A 14,901-nucleotide genomic window follows, 5' to 3' on the forward strand; every position below is an offset into this window, starting at 1 on the left:
CGCGAAGGGGTGGCTAAAGAGGCCGGAACGGGGGACGGCCGGCCACTCACCGGGGGTTTACGTTACCGGTAAAATCCGACCAGACGCGCGGGGGGCGCGTGCTACTGCTTGGATAGTGCTTCCGAGGCGACAGGGCCGCCGGCCGCGACAGCCCGGGCCGATTTGGTGTGCCGTCCGCAGGCGGATACGACAGGACTTGCACGACAGGATTTGAGGCATCGATGGATCGACGAATTATTCCCCTGATCATGTGCGGCGGCGCAGGCACGCGATTGTGGCCGGCGTCACGCGAGGTGCATCCGAAACAGTTCCTGTCGCTGTTCGGGACCCGCTCGACCTTCCAGGAGACGCTGCTGCGAGTCTCCGACGCCGGCCTGTTCGAGCGTCCGATCGTGATCACCAACGAGGCCTATCGCTTCATGGTGCTGGAGCAGCTGGCCGAGATCGGCCGCGAGGCCGACGTGCTGCTGGAGCCGATGCGCCGCGACTCGGGGCCGGCGATTGCGGCCGGTGCGGCGTTCGCGCAGAGCCGCGACAGCGAAGCGATCGTGCTGGCGCTGGCCGCCGACCATCTTGTGCGGGACACCGCGGCCTTCGTCGCCGCGTGCCGCGGCGGGTTGGTGGCTGCGGACGCCGGCCGCATCGTGACGTTCGGCGTCAAGCCGGAGCGGCCGGCCACCGAATACGGCTACATCAACCCGGGTGAGGTGGTCGCCGGCGAGGTGCGCGCGGTGGCGAAATTCGTCGAGAAGCCGGATGCCGCGACGGCGGCGGGCTATATCGATGCGGGTTATCTCTGGAACAGCGGCAACTTCATGTTCCGCGCCGGCGTGCTGCTCGACGAGTACCGCAATGTCGATGCGGACAGCGTGGCCTCGGTGGAGCAGTCGGTTGCGTCGGCGGCGCGCGATCTCGGCTTCGTCAAGCTCGATGCGCAGGCCTTCGGCGCGGCAAAGGCGATCTCGATCGATTACGCGGTCATGGAGAAGACATCGCGTGCCGCGGTGGTGCCGGTGGCGTGCGGCTGGTCCGACATCGGCTCGTGGCGCCAGGTCTGGGAGCTGTCGGACAAGGACAGCCTCGGCAACGCTGCGCGCGGCACTGCGGTGTTCGAGGACTCCCGCAATTGTAACGTCTCGACCGACCGGGCGCTGGTTGCGCTCGAAGGCGTCGACGATCTCGTCGTGGTCGCGACCCAGGACGCCGTGCTGGTGTCACGCCAGAAGGACGCCAACGGGCTGAAGCGGCTGGTCGCGAAATTGAAAGTGGCGGCGCCAGAGGTGACCGAGAATCACATCAAGGTGCATCGCCCCTGGGGCTCCTATCAGTCGGTCGACAATGGCGATCGCCACCAGGTCAAGCGCATCGTCGTCAAGCCGGGCGGACGGCTATCCCTGCAGAAGCACCATCACCGCTCCGAGCACTGGATCGTGGTGCGCGGCACCGCGCAGGTCACCGTCAACGAGCTGATCAAGACGGTGCACGAGAACGAATCAATCTACATCCCGATCGGCGCGGTGCACCGGCTGGAGAACCCGGGCAAGATCCAGCTCGAGCTGATCGAGGTGCAGACCGGCAGCTATCTCGGCGAGGACGACATTATCCGCATCGAGGATGACTATCGGCGCACCTGAGGCGAGCGGGCCCCGCGCTCAAGACCGAGTCGCGGGCGATGTAACTCTTTGAATCAAAACGTGTCCGGATTTCGCCGTTGGCATTCGCCACATTTGTGACGCCGTGCTATAGCGGCTGCCAACGAAGCGGGTCGTGATTTGCGCCAAAGGCGCGGATCGGGCAGAGGGGCCTTGGTGCTGATTCCCTCGGAGCCGGGATGGCTCCCTGAGAAGCCGGGACAACCGCCAGAACGTTACTTGGGGTCTACGATATGAATGCAAAAGTGTCCGCAGCCGGCGCGAAGGCCGATATCGGCCGCGCATTGCGCGTCGGCGTGATCGGCGCCGGCGTGATGGGCAGCAACCATGCCCGCGTGCTGGCCGGACTGCCCGGGGTGCTGTTGATCGGCATCGTCGATCCGCTGCCGGAACATCGCACGCGCGCCATCGACCTGGTCGGCTGCCGCGCCTTCGAAAGCCTCGATCAGCTGTTCGCCGAGGGCATCGATGCGGTGACGATCGCAGCTCCCACCCATCTGCATCACGAGATCGCGCTCGCCTGCATCGCGCGCAACATTCACATCCTGGTCGAGAAGCCGGTCGCATCCACGGTCGAAGAGGGCCGCGAGATCGTCGCGGCCGCCGAACGAGCTGGCGTCACGCTGATGGTCGGCCATGTCGAGCGTTTCAATCCGGCGGTCGCCGCAATCAAGCAAGCAATCTCGGGCGAAGACATCCTGTCGATCGGCATCACCCGGGTCGGCCCGTTTCCGCCGCGAATGTCCAATGTTGGCGTCGTGATCGACCTTGCCGTGCACGACATCGACCTGATCCGCTGGTTCACGGAATCCGATATCGTCGAGGTGCAGCCGCAGCTCTCGAGCGCCGTCGCCGAGCGCGAGGACATCGCGCTGCTGCAGTTCCGCACCGCTTCCGGCGTGCTCGCCCACATCAACACCAACTGGCTGACGCCGTTCAAGGCGCGCAACGTGACGGTTGCAACCCGCGGCAAGTATGTGATGGGCGATCTGCTTACGCGTCAGGTCACCGAATGCTTCGGCTTCAAACCGGATGGCAGTTATTCGATGCGTCACCTGCCGGTCGGGCATGACGAGCCGCTGCGCGCCGAACTGATCGCCTTCCTCGACGCCGTACGCGGCGGCAAGCTGCCGGCGGTGTCCGGCGACGAGGGCGTGGCGAGCCTCGAGATCGCGATCCGCTGCCTGGAATCACCCGCCAGGCCCGCCGCCTCGACGGGCCGCAAAGGGCCGCGCCGCGTTGCCAGCTAATTGCAACTTGAAAACACGCGCGAAAGCTTCATGAACCAGCACATGCGTCCAGAGCCTGTTCCCTTCATAGACATTGCCGCGCAGCGCCAGCGGCTCGGCAAATCGGTCGATGATGCAGTCGCCCGCGTGCTCAACCATTGCCAATTCGTCAATGGCCCGGAAGTGACCGCGCTGGAGAAGGCGCTGGCGGACTATAGCGGCGCAAAGCATGTGGTGAGCTGTTCCAGCGGCACTGACGCGCTCTTGATGGTCCTGATGGCGAAGAATGTCGGGCCGGGTGACGCCGTGCTGTGCCCGTCTTTCACGTTCTGCGCGACCGGCGAAGCGGTGGCGCTCACCGGCGCGACACCCCTCTTCGTCGATGTGGACGAGACGACATTCAATATCGATATCAATTCGCTCAAGCGCGGGGTCGCCACCGCGATGTCGCGTGGCCTAAAGCCGGTTGGTGTCATTCCAGTGGATTTGTTCGGCCAGAGCGCCGATCATGACGCGGTGGCTGCGGTTGCCGAAGCCGAAGGCCTGTTCGTGCTCGACGACGCCGCCCAGGGCTTTGGCGCGAGTTACAAGGGCCGCAAGCTCGGCACCTTCGGGCTTGCGACCGCGACCAGTTTCTTCCCGGCAAAGCCGCTCGGCTGTTTCGGCGATGGCGGCGCGATCTTTACCAATGACGACGAACTTGCGAACGCGCTACGCAGCATCCGTGTGCACGGGCAAGGCTCGGACAAATATGACAATGTCCGCCTCGGCCTCACCGGGCGGCTCGATACCATGCAGGCCGCGATCCTGCTCGAGAAGCTGAAGATTTTTGACGACGAGATCGTGGCACGCAACCAAGTGGCGGAGCGCTACGCGCGCGGACTCGGCAATATCGTGACCGTGCCTCGCCTTGCGCCAGGTGGCACCTCGGTGTGGGCGCAATACACAATCCGCCTGCCGAAAGGGGCCGACCGCGATGCCTTTGCCTCGACGCTGAAGACCCAAGGCATTCCGACGGCGATCTACTACACGAAGTCGATGCACCAGCAGACCGCTTACCGTGATTTCCCGGTCGCCGACGGCGGCCTAGCGATCAGCGAAAGCCTCTCCGACGACGTCATCAGCCTGCCGATGCACGCCTATCTCGACGAGGCGGCCCAGGACCGCGTCATCGCGGCTGTGCGCAGCGCGCTTTCAGCCTGATAGGAAACTTTTTCAGACCGCAATCATGCGCTAGAAGCAGCGCATGCTTGGACGCATCTTCACCGTCGGCGGCTATACCCTGCTATCGCGGGTCACCGGGTTCGCGCGCGACATCATGCTCGCGGCGATCCTCGGTGCCGGGCCGGTTGCCGACGCCTTCTTTGTGGCGCTGCGGCTGCCCAACCATTTCCGCGCGATCTTCGCCGAAGGCGCCTTCAACGCCGCCTTCGTGCCGGCCTATGCCCATGTCCATGGCGAGAAGGGCGAAGCGTCGGCGCGGCTGTTCGCCGACCGCATCTTCACGCTGCTGTTCGCCTCGCAGGTGATCCTGCTGGCGGTGGCGATGGCGTTCATGCCGCAGGCGATGAGCATCCTCGCGCCGGGCTTCACCGAGGACGCGGCGCAGCGCAAGCTCGCGATCGAGCTGACGCGGATCACGTTTCCCTATCTGCTGCTGATCACGCTGGTGACGCTTTATGGCGGCATGCTCAACGTGATGCATCGCTTCGCCAGCGCCGCCGCGGCGCCGATCTTCCTCAACCTCGCCATGATGATGACGCTGGCGCTTGCGGCGTTCTTCCCGAGCGCGGGCCATGCCGCGGCCTGGGGCGTCCTGATCTCGGGCTTCCTGCAATTCTTCCTGCTCGCCGGCGACCTCGCGCGCCATGGCGGCCTGCCGCGGTTCGCGCCCTTGAGGCTCGACGAGGACGTCCGCGGCTTCTTTCGCGCGCTGGGACCGGCGACGCTGGGCTCGATGGGCACCCAGGTGGCGCTGTTCGCCGACACCATCATCGCGACCTTCCTGCCCGCCGGCGCGCTGTCGGCGCTGTATTATGCCGACCGCCTCAATCAATTGCCGATCGGCGTGATCGGGATCGCGATCGGCACCGTGCTGCTGCCGGAGATGTCGCGGCGCCTGAGCGCCGACGATCACGCCGGCGCGATGGCGGCGCAGCGCCGCGCCTTCGATTTCACGCTGCTGTTCTCGGTGCCGTTCGTGGCGGCGTTCCTGACGGTCGCCGATCCGATCATGCGCGCGATGTTCGCCCGCGGCGCGTTCTCCAAGGCCGATGCGGCAAGCGCCGGGGCCACGCTCGCGGCCTATGCGGTGGGGCTCATTCCCTTCGTGATGATCCGCAGCGCGATCGCGACCTTCTACGCTCGCAAGGACACCGCAACGCCGGTGAAAGCGGCGCTGACCGGGGTCGCGGTCAACATCGCGCTGAAGATCGCGCTGGTCGGCACGCTGGCGCAGGTCGGCCTCGCGCTCGCGACCGCGGTCGGGGCCTGGGTCAATCTGCTGCTGGTGCTGATGTTTGCCGTGCGCCGCGGCTACCTCGCGCTCGATCGCGCGCTGATCCGCTCGTTCGGCACCTTCGCGCTGTGCGGCGTGCTGCTCGCGGTCGCACTGTGGCTGACCTCGCATTTCGCTTATGTGTGGTTCGCGCCGATGCAGATCTTTCGCGACGAACTGATCCTGCTGCTGCTGATTGCGGTCGGCGTCTTCGTCTACGCCCTCCTGATCCTCATGCTGTTCGGCCGCGGCTGGCTGTTCGCGCTCCGCCGCGTATAGTTTTACCTGTCAAATCAAATGCATAGGAGGCCGCTGTGTGATAGCGCCGCGCGCGGCGGAAAGCGGTTTGCGCTTCGGCGACAACCACGCCAATATGCGCAAAACACACCAAGGCAATTGGAGAGACGATGGCAGCTCCCATCAAATTCGGCGTCGGACAAAGTGTGCGGCGCAAGGAGGACGACGCTCTGATTCGCGGCAAGGGCCGCTACACCGACGACGTTGCACCGTCTCCCGCATTGCACGCGCTGATGCTGCGCTCGCCGCACGCGCACGCGACCTACACGATCGATGCCGGCAAGGCCCGCGGCATGCCCGGCGTGGCGCTGATCCTGACCGCCGCCGACGTCGCCGAACTCGGCGGCCTGCCGTGCCTGTTCAATCTCGAAACCGATCCGTTCACCGCACCGCCTTATCCGATCCTCGCCAAGGACGAGGTGCGCCATGTCGGCGACGCGGTGGCCTTTGTGGTCGCCGACACCGTCGATCATGCCCGTGACGCGATCGAGGCGATCGACGTCAAATGGACGCCGCTGCCGGCGGCGGTCGGCCTCGTCAATGCGGTGAAGAAGGACGCGCCGCAGGTCTGGCCGGACAAGCCTGGCAATGTGCTGTTCGACGTCTCGATCGGCGACAAGAAGGCCGCCGAGGACGCGTTCGCCAAGGCGCATGCGGTGGCCGAGATCACCATCGTCAATCCGCGCGTCATCACAAATTTTATGGAGACGCGCGCCGCGGTCGCCGAATACGACGCCAAGAAGGATCATCTGACGCTGACGATCGGCAGCCAGGGCAGCCACCGCCTGCGCGAGATCCTCTGCGACATGGTCCTGAAGATGCCGAAGGAGAACATGCGGGTGATCTGCCCGGATGTCGGCGGCGGCTTCGGCACCAAGCTGTTTCCCTATCGCGAATATGCGCTGATCTCGGTGGCCGCGCGCAAGCTCAAGAAGAGCATCAAATGGACGGCCGAGCGCTCCGACCATTTCATGGGCGACGCGCAGGGCCGCGACAATCTCACCACCGCGAAGATGGCGCTCGCCGAGGACGGCAAATTCCTCGGCATGGATGTCGACCTGATGGGCGACATGGGCGCCTACCTCTCGACCTTCGCGCCCTACATCCCGCATGGCGGCGCCGGCATGCTGCCGGGCCTCTATGACATCCAGGCCTTCCACTGCCGGGTCCGCACCGTGTTCACCAACACGGTGCCGGTCGATGCCTATCGCGGCGCCGGCCGCCCGGAGGCCGCCTATGTCATCGAGCGCCTCGTCGATGCCGCTGCGCGCAAGCTCGGCATGACGCCGGACGCCATCCGGCGGAAGAACTTCATTCCGCCGAAGTCGCTGCCCTACACGACCGCGACCGGCAAGGTCTACGACTCCGGCGACTTCGTCGCGCATATGAAGCGCGCGATGGAGATTGCCAACTGGAAGGAATTTCCGAAGCGCGCCAAGGCCGCCAGGAAGGAGGGCCTGGTGCGGGGCATCGGCATGGCAAGCTATGTCGAGGTCTGCGGCACGATGGGCGAGGAGACCGCCAATGTGGCGCTCGATCCCAACGGCGACATCTCGATCCTGATCGGCACGCAGTCGAGCGGGCAGGGCCACCAGACCGCCTATGCGCAGATCGTCGCCGAGCAGTTCGGCGTGCCGCCCGAGCGCGTCCATGTGCTGCAGGGCGATACCGACAAGATCGCGACCGGCCTCGGCACCGGCGGCTCGGCATCGATTCCGTCCGGCGGCGTCAGCGTGCAGCGGGCGACGCATGATCTCGGCAACAAGCTGAAGGAGCTCGCGGCGCAGGCGCTGGAAGCCGGCGCCGGCGACCTCGAATTCGCCGACGGCCGCATCCGCATCGCCGGCACAGACCGCTCGATCAGCTTTGCCGATCTCGCCAAACGTCCGGGCGGCGATACGTCGAAGATGAATGCCAGCGCGACCTTCGCCAGCGCCGACGGCACCTATCCGAACGGCACCCATCTCGCCGAGGTCGAGATCGATCCCTCAACCGGCATCATCAAGATCGTCAGCTACGTCATCGTCGACGATTTCGGCGTCACGCTCAATCCGCTGATGCTGGCGGGCCAGGTTCACGGCGGCGCGATGCAGGGCATCGGGCAGGCGCTGATGGAGCAGGCGGTGTACAGCCCGACCGACGGCCAGCTCGTCACCGGCACGTTCATGGACTATGCGCTGCCGCGCGCCTCCGACGGGCCGTCCTTCGTGTTCGAGACCCATAACGTGCCCTGCACGACCAACCCAATGGGCGTGAAGGGCGCGGGCGAGGCCGGCGCGATCGGCTCGTGCCCGGCGGTCGTCAACGCGATCGTCGAGGGGCTGCATCGCGAGTACAAGATCGACCACATCGACATGCCTGCCACGCCGGAACGGGTCTGGATCGCGATCCGCGAGGCGCAGCGCCGCCATAATCTCTGATAAATTGTCGCAGGCGGAATGAAGATTCCGCCTGCGGTGTTTTGCAAACCAGGCCGGCCGCAGATCGCGGACCGGGACAGAGCGGAATTGAGGGGTTTTGCCGATGAAGCGGATTGTCGTCGTTGCTGCGGTGCTGGCGTTCGGTGCCGGTGCAGTCGTTGCACAGCAGGATCAAGTCAAGAAGACCCAGGCCATGATGAAGGACAATGGCAAGAATGCGGGTGCGCTGTCGGCGATCATCAAGGGCGAAAAGCCCTACGACCAGGCGACCGTCAATGCCGCGCTGGCCCAGTTCGAGGATACCGCCAAGCAGCTTCCGACGCTGTTTCCCGAGAGCATGAAAGGCGTCAAGCTGGAAGGCGATTACGCCCCTTCGCCGAAAATCTGGGAAGACAAGGCGGGCTTCGCGCAGCAGTCCGCGAGCTTCGCGAAGGTCGTCACCGATGCCAAGGGCAAGATCAAGGACGTCGATACGCTGAAGGCCGAGCTGGGCGTGATCGGCAAGCAGTGCGGCGGCTGCCACGAGACCTATCGCGTCAAGAAGGGCTGATCGCCATTCCATCAACGAAAAGGGCGGACGCTTTAGGGCGTCCGCCCTTTTTTGTGTCGGCCGTTTCTTGTTGGCGTTGCGTCGCGAACGACTACTTCGTCACTTGTTATTTGGTCACCTGGCCGCGGATCTCGCCGCCCGGATTGGCGGCAGTGTGAACGTTGACATAGTACTTGCCGGCGAGCAGATCGGCGGCCTGCGCGTCGGTCAGCGTGGCGCTGCCTTCGACCGGGCTCGACGTCGCGTTCGGGATCGCGACTGCGACACCGGAATTCTTGCCGGCCTCGGCGGGGCCGTGGAAATGCGCGGCGGTGGCCGGACCCGAGAGGCCGGAATAGGTCAGCTTCCAGCTCAGCTTCTTGCTGGCGGCATCGTAGTCGATGTCGGCGGTGCCGGTGGCGGTGCTGGTATTCGGCGGCACTTCGCTCTTGCTGTCCAGCTTCGCCGTGAACTTCTCGGCAAAGGCAGGACCGGCGAAGGCGATGGCGGCGCCGAGCGTCAGCGTGGCAAGCAAGGTCTTGTTCGACATGGTTCTCTCCCCTTTGACGTCACAGGATGGTTGCAATCTTCAAACAGCAGTTTTTCGGATTTATTCCCCAAATGGATCGTGGGTGCGGCAAATTTGATGCGAGCATGTCCGGCTGGTTGCCATCATACTGGTCCATGAATTGACGCGACCAATGACGGATCGGTGAATGCTGCGACGAATTTTCCTCCTGGCGATTCTGGCCGGCGCAATCGGCTTTGGCGTGTTCTGGTGGCTGACGATCCCCACGACCGTTGCCGCCGACGCGCTGCCTGCCTATCAGCCTGACCTGGCCAACGGCCTCACAACGTTCAATGCCGGGGGATGTTCCTCCTGCCATGCCGTGCCGAAGCAGGACGACCGCACGAAGCTCGGCGGCGGGCTCGCGATCCCCTCGCCATTTGGCACCTTCTACGCGCCGAACATCTCGTCCGACCCGAACGACGGCATCGGCCGCTGGAGCGAGGCCGATTTCGTCACCGCGGTCATGAAGGGCACCTCGCCATCGGGCGCGCACTATTTCCCGGCGTTTCCGTATCCGTCCTATCAGCACGCCAGGGTCAGCGATGTGCGCGACCTGTTCGCCTACCTGAAGACCTTGCCGCCGGTCGCCGGCAAGGTGCGCGACCATGATTTGCCGTTTCCGTTGAACATCAGGCGCAATGTCGGGGTCTGGAAATTCCTGTTCATGAACGGCAAGCCGTTCATCGCGGATGCAAGCCGCTCGGCGCATTGGTACCGCGGCGCCTATCTCGTCAACAGCTTCGGCCATTGCGCCGAGTGCCACAGCCCGCGCAACGTCCTCGGCGGCATCGTCACTGCGCAGCGCTTCGCCGGTGGTCCGAATCCGGAGGGCGAAGGCTGGGTGCCCAACATCACGCCGAGGGGGATCTCGGACTGGAGTGTGAAGGATATCGCCTATTTTCTCGAGAGCGGCCAGATGCCGGACGGCGATAGCGCCGGTGGGTCGATGGTGCGCGTGATCCGCAACACCTCGCAACTGTCGTCGTCCGACCGCGACGCGATCGCCGAGTACATCAAGTCGCTGCCGCCGGTCGAGGGACCGCCGAAGCCGGTCAAGAAGGAGAAGGAATCGTAAAGCGGGATGGGTTTGGTTGAATCGGCTCGCCGCAGTTTCGGTTCACCTCTCCCAAGGGAGAGGTGAACTTTCGACGCCGTTCAAGCTCGACCTAAATCTCATCATGCTCTCGCGGGCGCGTCCTACTTCGCGCCGAACGCCTTGAAGGTGATGATCGTGAGGGTGTCCTGGATGCCCGGGATCACCTGAACCTTTTCGTTGATGAAATGGCCGATGTCGGTGTCGTGGTCGACGTAGAACTTGACCAGGAGGTCGTAATTGCCCGCGGTGGAATAGATCTCGGACGCAATCTCGGCCTCCGCCAGTGCGTTGGCGACGGTGTAGGACTGGCCGAGCTTGCATTTGATCTGGACGAAGAAAGGAACCATCAAAGTCGTCTCCGGGGATTTCCGCGACTATAGGCCCAAAACGGGCGGCCAAGGCAAGGGGCGAGGCAGGGGGGCAAGGTGAGGCCAACTTGCGGTAAAGTCAGGCTAACTTGCTGCCGATCGGCGGCCGGGCTAGGACAGGCCATGGTCTTGTTCGTGATGGTCTCACTCGTATCAACCGCCGGTGCTGCAAGATGACGCCGGTCGCGCTCACCATTGCCGGCTCGGACTCCTCGGGCGGGGCGGGCATCCAGGCCGACCTCAAGAGCTTTGCCGCGCTCGGGGTCTATGGCGCCTCCGCGATCACGGCGCTGACCGCGCAGAACACCATGGGGGTCAGCGGCATCCATCCGGTGCCCGCGTCATTCGTCACCGCCCAGATCGATGCGGTGTTCTCCGACCTCGAGGTCGGCGCGGTCAAGATCGGCATGGTGGCGCAGGCCGACACGATCGCTGCGATCGCCGATGGGCTGAGGCGCTGGGCGCCGCGCCATGTCGTGCTCGATCCGGTGATGGTCGCTACCTCCGGTGATCGGCTGCTTGCCGCCGAGGCGGTCGATGCGCTGAAGGTCCTGCTGTTTCCGCTGGCCTCGCTGATCACGCCGAACCTGCCGGAAGTGGCGGCGCTCTTGAACGAGCCGGTTGCCTCAAGCGAGGCCGACGTCGAGCGACAAGGCAAGCGATTGCTGGCGATGGGATGTCGCGCGGTGCTGGTCAAGGGCGGCCATGGGCACGGCGCCGAGAGCATCGACTATCTGATCGACGCCGAGCACAGCATCGCGCTGGCTGCGCCGCGGATTGCGACCGCCAATACGCATGGCACCGGCTGCTCGCTGTCCTCGGCAATCGCAGCAGGGCTCGCGAAGGGCGAGAGCATGGAGACCTCCGTGCGCAACGCCAAGGCCTGGATCACGCAGGCGATCGCCGAAGCCGATCGCTTCGCCGTCGGCCACGGCCATGGGCCGGTGCATCACTTCCACGGATATTACTGACGCTCTTGTAGCCCGGATTGCGCTTCGCTCCATCCGGGCTACGCATTCGATCGCTTCGCTGTTCCATCGCGCTGTGCAGGCAACACAACGCCTCTTCCCCACAGCCGCGACCGCCGATGTCGCCAGATTGTCGCACGCTGCTGTTATCCGCAGAGAAGCGGCGTACTGCTGATTCTCGTCAACTGTTTGTGGGCCTTGGGTCGCGGGGATCGTCATCGCCTTGTCACAGGAATCCGTTAGGTGCACAGGCATGGGAAGTGACTCCTTGAGTGAAGAAAGTCCCGAGCGGCACTTTCGCACTTTGTTTATCTCCGATGTCCATCTCGGAGCCCGCGGTTCGCAAGCCGACCGCCTGCTCGACTTCCTCCGTTCTCACGATGCCGACACGATCTACCTCGTTGGTGATATCGTCGACGGCTGGGCGCTGAAGTCGAACTGGTACTGGCCGCAGACCCATAACGATTTCGTGCAGAAGATGCTGCGCAAGGCGCGCAAGGGCGCCAAGGTGATCTACGTCCCGGGCAACCACGACGAGTTCCTGCGCAAATATTACGGCACGCATTTCGGCGGCATCGACGTGGTGGAGAACACCGTTCACACCGGCGCCGACGGCAAGCGCTACCTCGTGATCCACGGCGACATCTTCGATCTCGTGGTGCAGAACGCGCGCTGGCTCGCCCATCTCGGCGACAAGGCCTACGACTTCGCGATCCAGATGAATCGCTTCGTCAACTTCTTCCGCAAGATGTTCGGCGTGCCGTACTGGTCGCTGTCGCAATGGGCCAAGCTGAAGGTCAAGAAGGCGGTGAACTATATCGGCGCGTTCGAGGCGACGCTCGCCGGCGAGGCGCGGCGCCACGGCTGCGACGGCGTGATCTGCGGCCACATCCACTACGCGACGATTCATGACGAGCACGGCATCCGCTACATGAATTGCGGCGACTGGGTGGAGAGCTGCACCGCGCTCGCCGAGCACGAGGACGGCCATTTCGAGATCATCACCTGGACCGACCCGGTGCGCCGGATCGCGCCGGTTCCGCGAGTGACGGCACGCGCTGCATGACGCATATCTTGGTCGCGACCGATGCGTGGCATCCCCAGGTCAACGGGGTTGTCCGCACGCTGACCATGATGGCACAGGCGGCGAAATCGCTCGGCGTCGAGGTGAGCTTCCTGACGCCGGACGAGTTCCGCACCTTCGCGATGCCGAGCTATCGCGATCTCCGGCTGGCGCTGCCCTACCGGGCCAAGGTCGCAAGTCTGATCGAGGCGGCGAGGCCCGACAGCATCCATATCGCGACCGAGGGCCCGATCGGGCTTGCGGTGCGCCGCTATTGCCGCAAGCGCGGCCTGCCGTTCACGACGAGCTTCCATACCCGCTTCCCCGAATACGTCTCGGCGCGGACGCCTGTCCCGGAAGCCTGGGTGTGGCGCGCATTGCGCTGGTTCCACCGGCCGAGCCGGGCGGTGATGGCGGCGACCCCGGCGCTGGCGGCCGAGTTGCGTCAGCGCGGCTTCCGCAACGTGGTGCTGTGGTCGCGCGGCGTCGATACCTCACTGTTCCATCCGCGCGACGTCGATCTCTGCCTGCCGCAGCCGGTCTATCTCAGCGTCGGCCGGGTGGCGGTGGAGAAGAATCTCGAGGCCTTCCTCGATCTCGATCTGCCGGGAACCAAGGTCGTGGTCGGCGACGGCCCGGCGCGGGCGGCGCTGGATCGGAAATATCCGGACGCCGTGTTCCTCGGTGCTCGTCATGGGGAAGAATTGGCTGAGATCTACGCCGCGGCCGATGTGTTCGTTTTCCCGAGCCGTACCGATACGTTTGGTCTGGTGCTGCTTGAAGCATTGGCGAGCGGCCTGCCGGTTGCCGCTTTTCCGGTCACCGGTCCCCGCGACGTGATCGGCGCGGCGCCGGTCGGCGTGCTCGACGAAGATCTGCGCCATGCCTGCCTGGAGGCGCTCAGCATCCCGCGGCAGGCCTGCGTCCACTTTGCCGCGCTCCACACCTGGCAGGCGTCGGCCCGGGTGTTCATCGATCGCTGCATGAACGTCCGCCCCGCGCCGCCGGACGGCGAGGGGGAGGCGCTCGAATTTGGTGCCGAAGAGCACCCTTTCGCCGTCCTGCCGACACCTCAGCCAAACTCGCACTAGTTGGGTCACGCTAAAGCGTCTTGCCCGCCAGCCCGGCGCCGCGATACAAATCGCGAATGACGGACACCGTTCTCAATCCACCCGTCGCTGCCGCGGACATCGATGCCGCCGCGAGGGTGGTCGCGCCGTTCGCGGTGCGCACGCCGCTCCTGACCTTCCCCGTTCTCAACGAACGCGTCGGCAGCAAGGTTTTCCTCAAGCCCGAAATGCTGCAGCGGACCGGATCGTTCAAGTTTCGCGGCGCCTTCAACAAGCTCGCCTCGATCCCGCAGGACAAGCGAAGCGGCGGCGTCGTCGCGTTCTCCTCGGGCAACCACGCCCAGGGCGTCGCCGCGGCGGCCAAGATCCTCAACATGCAGGCGACCATCGTGATGCCTGCGGACTCGCCGATCACCAAGCGTGAGCGCACCAAATCCTATGGCGCCGAAGTCGTGCTCTACGACCGCGATCGCGACGACCGCGAGGCGATCGCCAACGGCATTGCCGGCAAGCGCGGCGCGACCTTGGTGCGCCCCTACGACGATCCCTTCGTGATCGCGGGCCAGGGCACCGCCGGCCGCGAGATCGCCGAGGACATGGCTGCGCTCGGACTGACGCCCGACATCGTGGTCGCGCCGGCTTCGGGTGGCGGATTGATCGCGGGCGTTGCGACCGCGGTGAAGGCGAAATATCCGCAGGCCCAGGTGATCGTCGCCGAGCCCGCGGGCTATGACGATCACGCCCTTTCGCTCAAGGTCGGCCATCGCGAGGCGCATGCGGTTGCGCCGCGCACCATCTGCGATGCGCTGATGGCGATGATGCCGGGCGAGCTGACCTTCGCCATCAACAGCAAGCTGCTCGCGAATGGCGTCAGCGCCTCCGACGACGAGGTCGGCGCCGCCGTCGCCTTTGCCTACCGCGAGCTCAAGCTCGTGGTCGAGCCCGGCGGCGCGGTCGGACTCGCGGCGCTGCTCGCCGGGCGGATCGATGCCAAGGGCAAGAACGTCGTCATCGTGCTGTCGGGCGGCAATGTCGACGCCGACCTGTTCGCGAAACTGGTTGCCTGACACCGGGTTAGGCACAGATGCTGCCGCGGTACATGAGCTGGCTCACGTTGCGCGTGCGGTCCATGGGACATGAA

Annotated in this window: 13 protein-coding genes; 11 read left to right on the top strand and 2 right to left on the bottom strand. The window is 65.0% G+C overall.

Annotation, left to right across the window (positions count from 1 at the left end):
* Window positions 1–221: 221 nt before the first annotated feature.
* The 6 genes from ACVWZM_RS34500 to ACVWZM_RS34525 all read left to right on the top strand — a co-directional run bounded on the left by ACVWZM_RS34500 (window position 222) and on the right by ACVWZM_RS34525 (window position 8,645).
* Window positions 222–1,634 carry a mannose-1-phosphate guanylyltransferase/mannose-6-phosphate isomerase gene (locus ACVWZM_RS34500; RefSeq protein WP_253589836.1) on the top strand — a complete coding sequence of 471 codons (1,413 nt, stop codon included), beginning with the start codon at window positions 222–224 and terminating at the stop codon, window positions 1,632–1,634.
* Window positions 1,635–1,885: 251 nt separating this feature from the next.
* Complete coding sequence (locus ACVWZM_RS34505) at window positions 1,886–2,902, top strand: Gfo/Idh/MocA family oxidoreductase (protein WP_456855707.1); 1,017 nt, start codon at window positions 1,886–1,888, stop codon at window positions 2,900–2,902.
* Between the two features lie 30 nt (window positions 2,903–2,932).
* On the top strand, window positions 2,933–4,084 hold the full coding sequence (locus ACVWZM_RS34510; RefSeq protein WP_253589838.1) for a DegT/DnrJ/EryC1/StrS aminotransferase family protein: 1,152 nt from the start codon (window positions 2,933–2,935) through the stop codon (window positions 4,082–4,084).
* Window positions 4,085–4,127: 43 nt separating this feature from the next.
* The gene (gene murJ / locus ACVWZM_RS34515) at window positions 4,128–5,657 is read left to right on the top strand and encodes a murein biosynthesis integral membrane protein MurJ (RefSeq protein WP_456855708.1); all 1,530 of its coding nucleotides are present in this window, start codon (window positions 4,128–4,130) and stop codon (window positions 5,655–5,657) included.
* Between the two features lie 128 nt (window positions 5,658–5,785).
* A complete protein-coding gene (locus tag ACVWZM_RS34520) occupies window positions 5,786–8,095 on the top strand; it encodes a xanthine dehydrogenase family protein molybdopterin-binding subunit (RefSeq protein WP_141340700.1) in 2,310 nt (769 codons plus the stop codon).
* Window positions 8,096–8,198: 103 nt separating this feature from the next.
* Window positions 8,199–8,645: a c-type cytochrome gene (locus ACVWZM_RS34525; protein WP_141340701.1), complete on the top strand. Its 447-nt coding sequence runs from the start codon at window positions 8,199–8,201 to the stop codon at window positions 8,643–8,645.
* A gap of 106 nt (window positions 8,646–8,751) precedes the next feature.
* On the opposite strand, the gene ACVWZM_RS34530 is transcribed toward ACVWZM_RS34525, so the two are convergent.
* Entirely contained in the window at window positions 8,752–9,174 is a 423-nt protein-coding gene (locus ACVWZM_RS34530) for a CHRD domain-containing protein (protein ID WP_057016700.1), read from the bottom strand.
* Window positions 9,175–9,340: 166 nt separating this feature from the next.
* Here ACVWZM_RS34530 and ACVWZM_RS34535 point away from each other — a divergent pair, with 166 nt between their 5' ends.
* Window positions 9,341–10,270, top strand: a complete 930-nt coding sequence (locus ACVWZM_RS34535) for a c-type cytochrome (protein WP_456855709.1) — start codon at window positions 9,341–9,343, stop codon at window positions 10,268–10,270.
* Between the two features lie 122 nt (window positions 10,271–10,392).
* Here ACVWZM_RS34535 and ACVWZM_RS34540 read toward each other — a convergent pair whose 3' ends face one another.
* On the bottom strand, window positions 10,393–10,638 hold the full coding sequence (locus ACVWZM_RS34540; protein ID WP_016845986.1) for an Lrp/AsnC ligand binding domain-containing protein: 246 nt from the start codon (window positions 10,636–10,638) through the stop codon (window positions 10,393–10,395).
* Window positions 10,639–10,832: 194 nt separating this feature from the next.
* Here ACVWZM_RS34540 and thiD point away from each other — a divergent pair, with 194 nt between their 5' ends.
* The 4 genes from thiD to ACVWZM_RS34560 all read left to right on the top strand — a co-directional run bounded on the left by thiD (window position 10,833) and on the right by ACVWZM_RS34560 (window position 14,827).
* Window positions 10,833–11,630, top strand: a complete 798-nt coding sequence (thiD, locus tag ACVWZM_RS34545) for a bifunctional hydroxymethylpyrimidine kinase/phosphomethylpyrimidine kinase (protein ID WP_168855027.1) — start codon at window positions 10,833–10,835, stop codon at window positions 11,628–11,630.
* A 250-nt stretch (window positions 11,631–11,880) separates the two neighbouring features.
* Window positions 11,881–12,693 (top strand): UDP-2,3-diacylglucosamine diphosphatase, encoded by an 813-nt coding sequence (locus ACVWZM_RS34550; RefSeq protein ID WP_026193024.1) that lies wholly within the window; start codon window positions 11,881–11,883, stop codon window positions 12,691–12,693.
* Window positions 12,690–13,781, top strand: a complete 1,092-nt coding sequence (locus ACVWZM_RS34555) for a glycosyltransferase family 4 protein (protein WP_456855710.1) — start codon at window positions 12,690–12,692, stop codon at window positions 13,779–13,781. The genes ACVWZM_RS34550 and ACVWZM_RS34555 overlap by 4 nt, the downstream gene beginning before the upstream one ends.
* 56 nt (window positions 13,782–13,837) lie before the next feature.
* Window positions 13,838–14,827: a threonine/serine dehydratase gene (locus ACVWZM_RS34560; protein ID WP_057016696.1), complete on the top strand. Its 990-nt coding sequence runs from the start codon at window positions 13,838–13,840 to the stop codon at window positions 14,825–14,827.
* Window positions 14,828–14,901 lie beyond the last annotated feature (74 nt).

The organism is Bradyrhizobium sp. USDA 4501 (assembly GCF_054062115.1).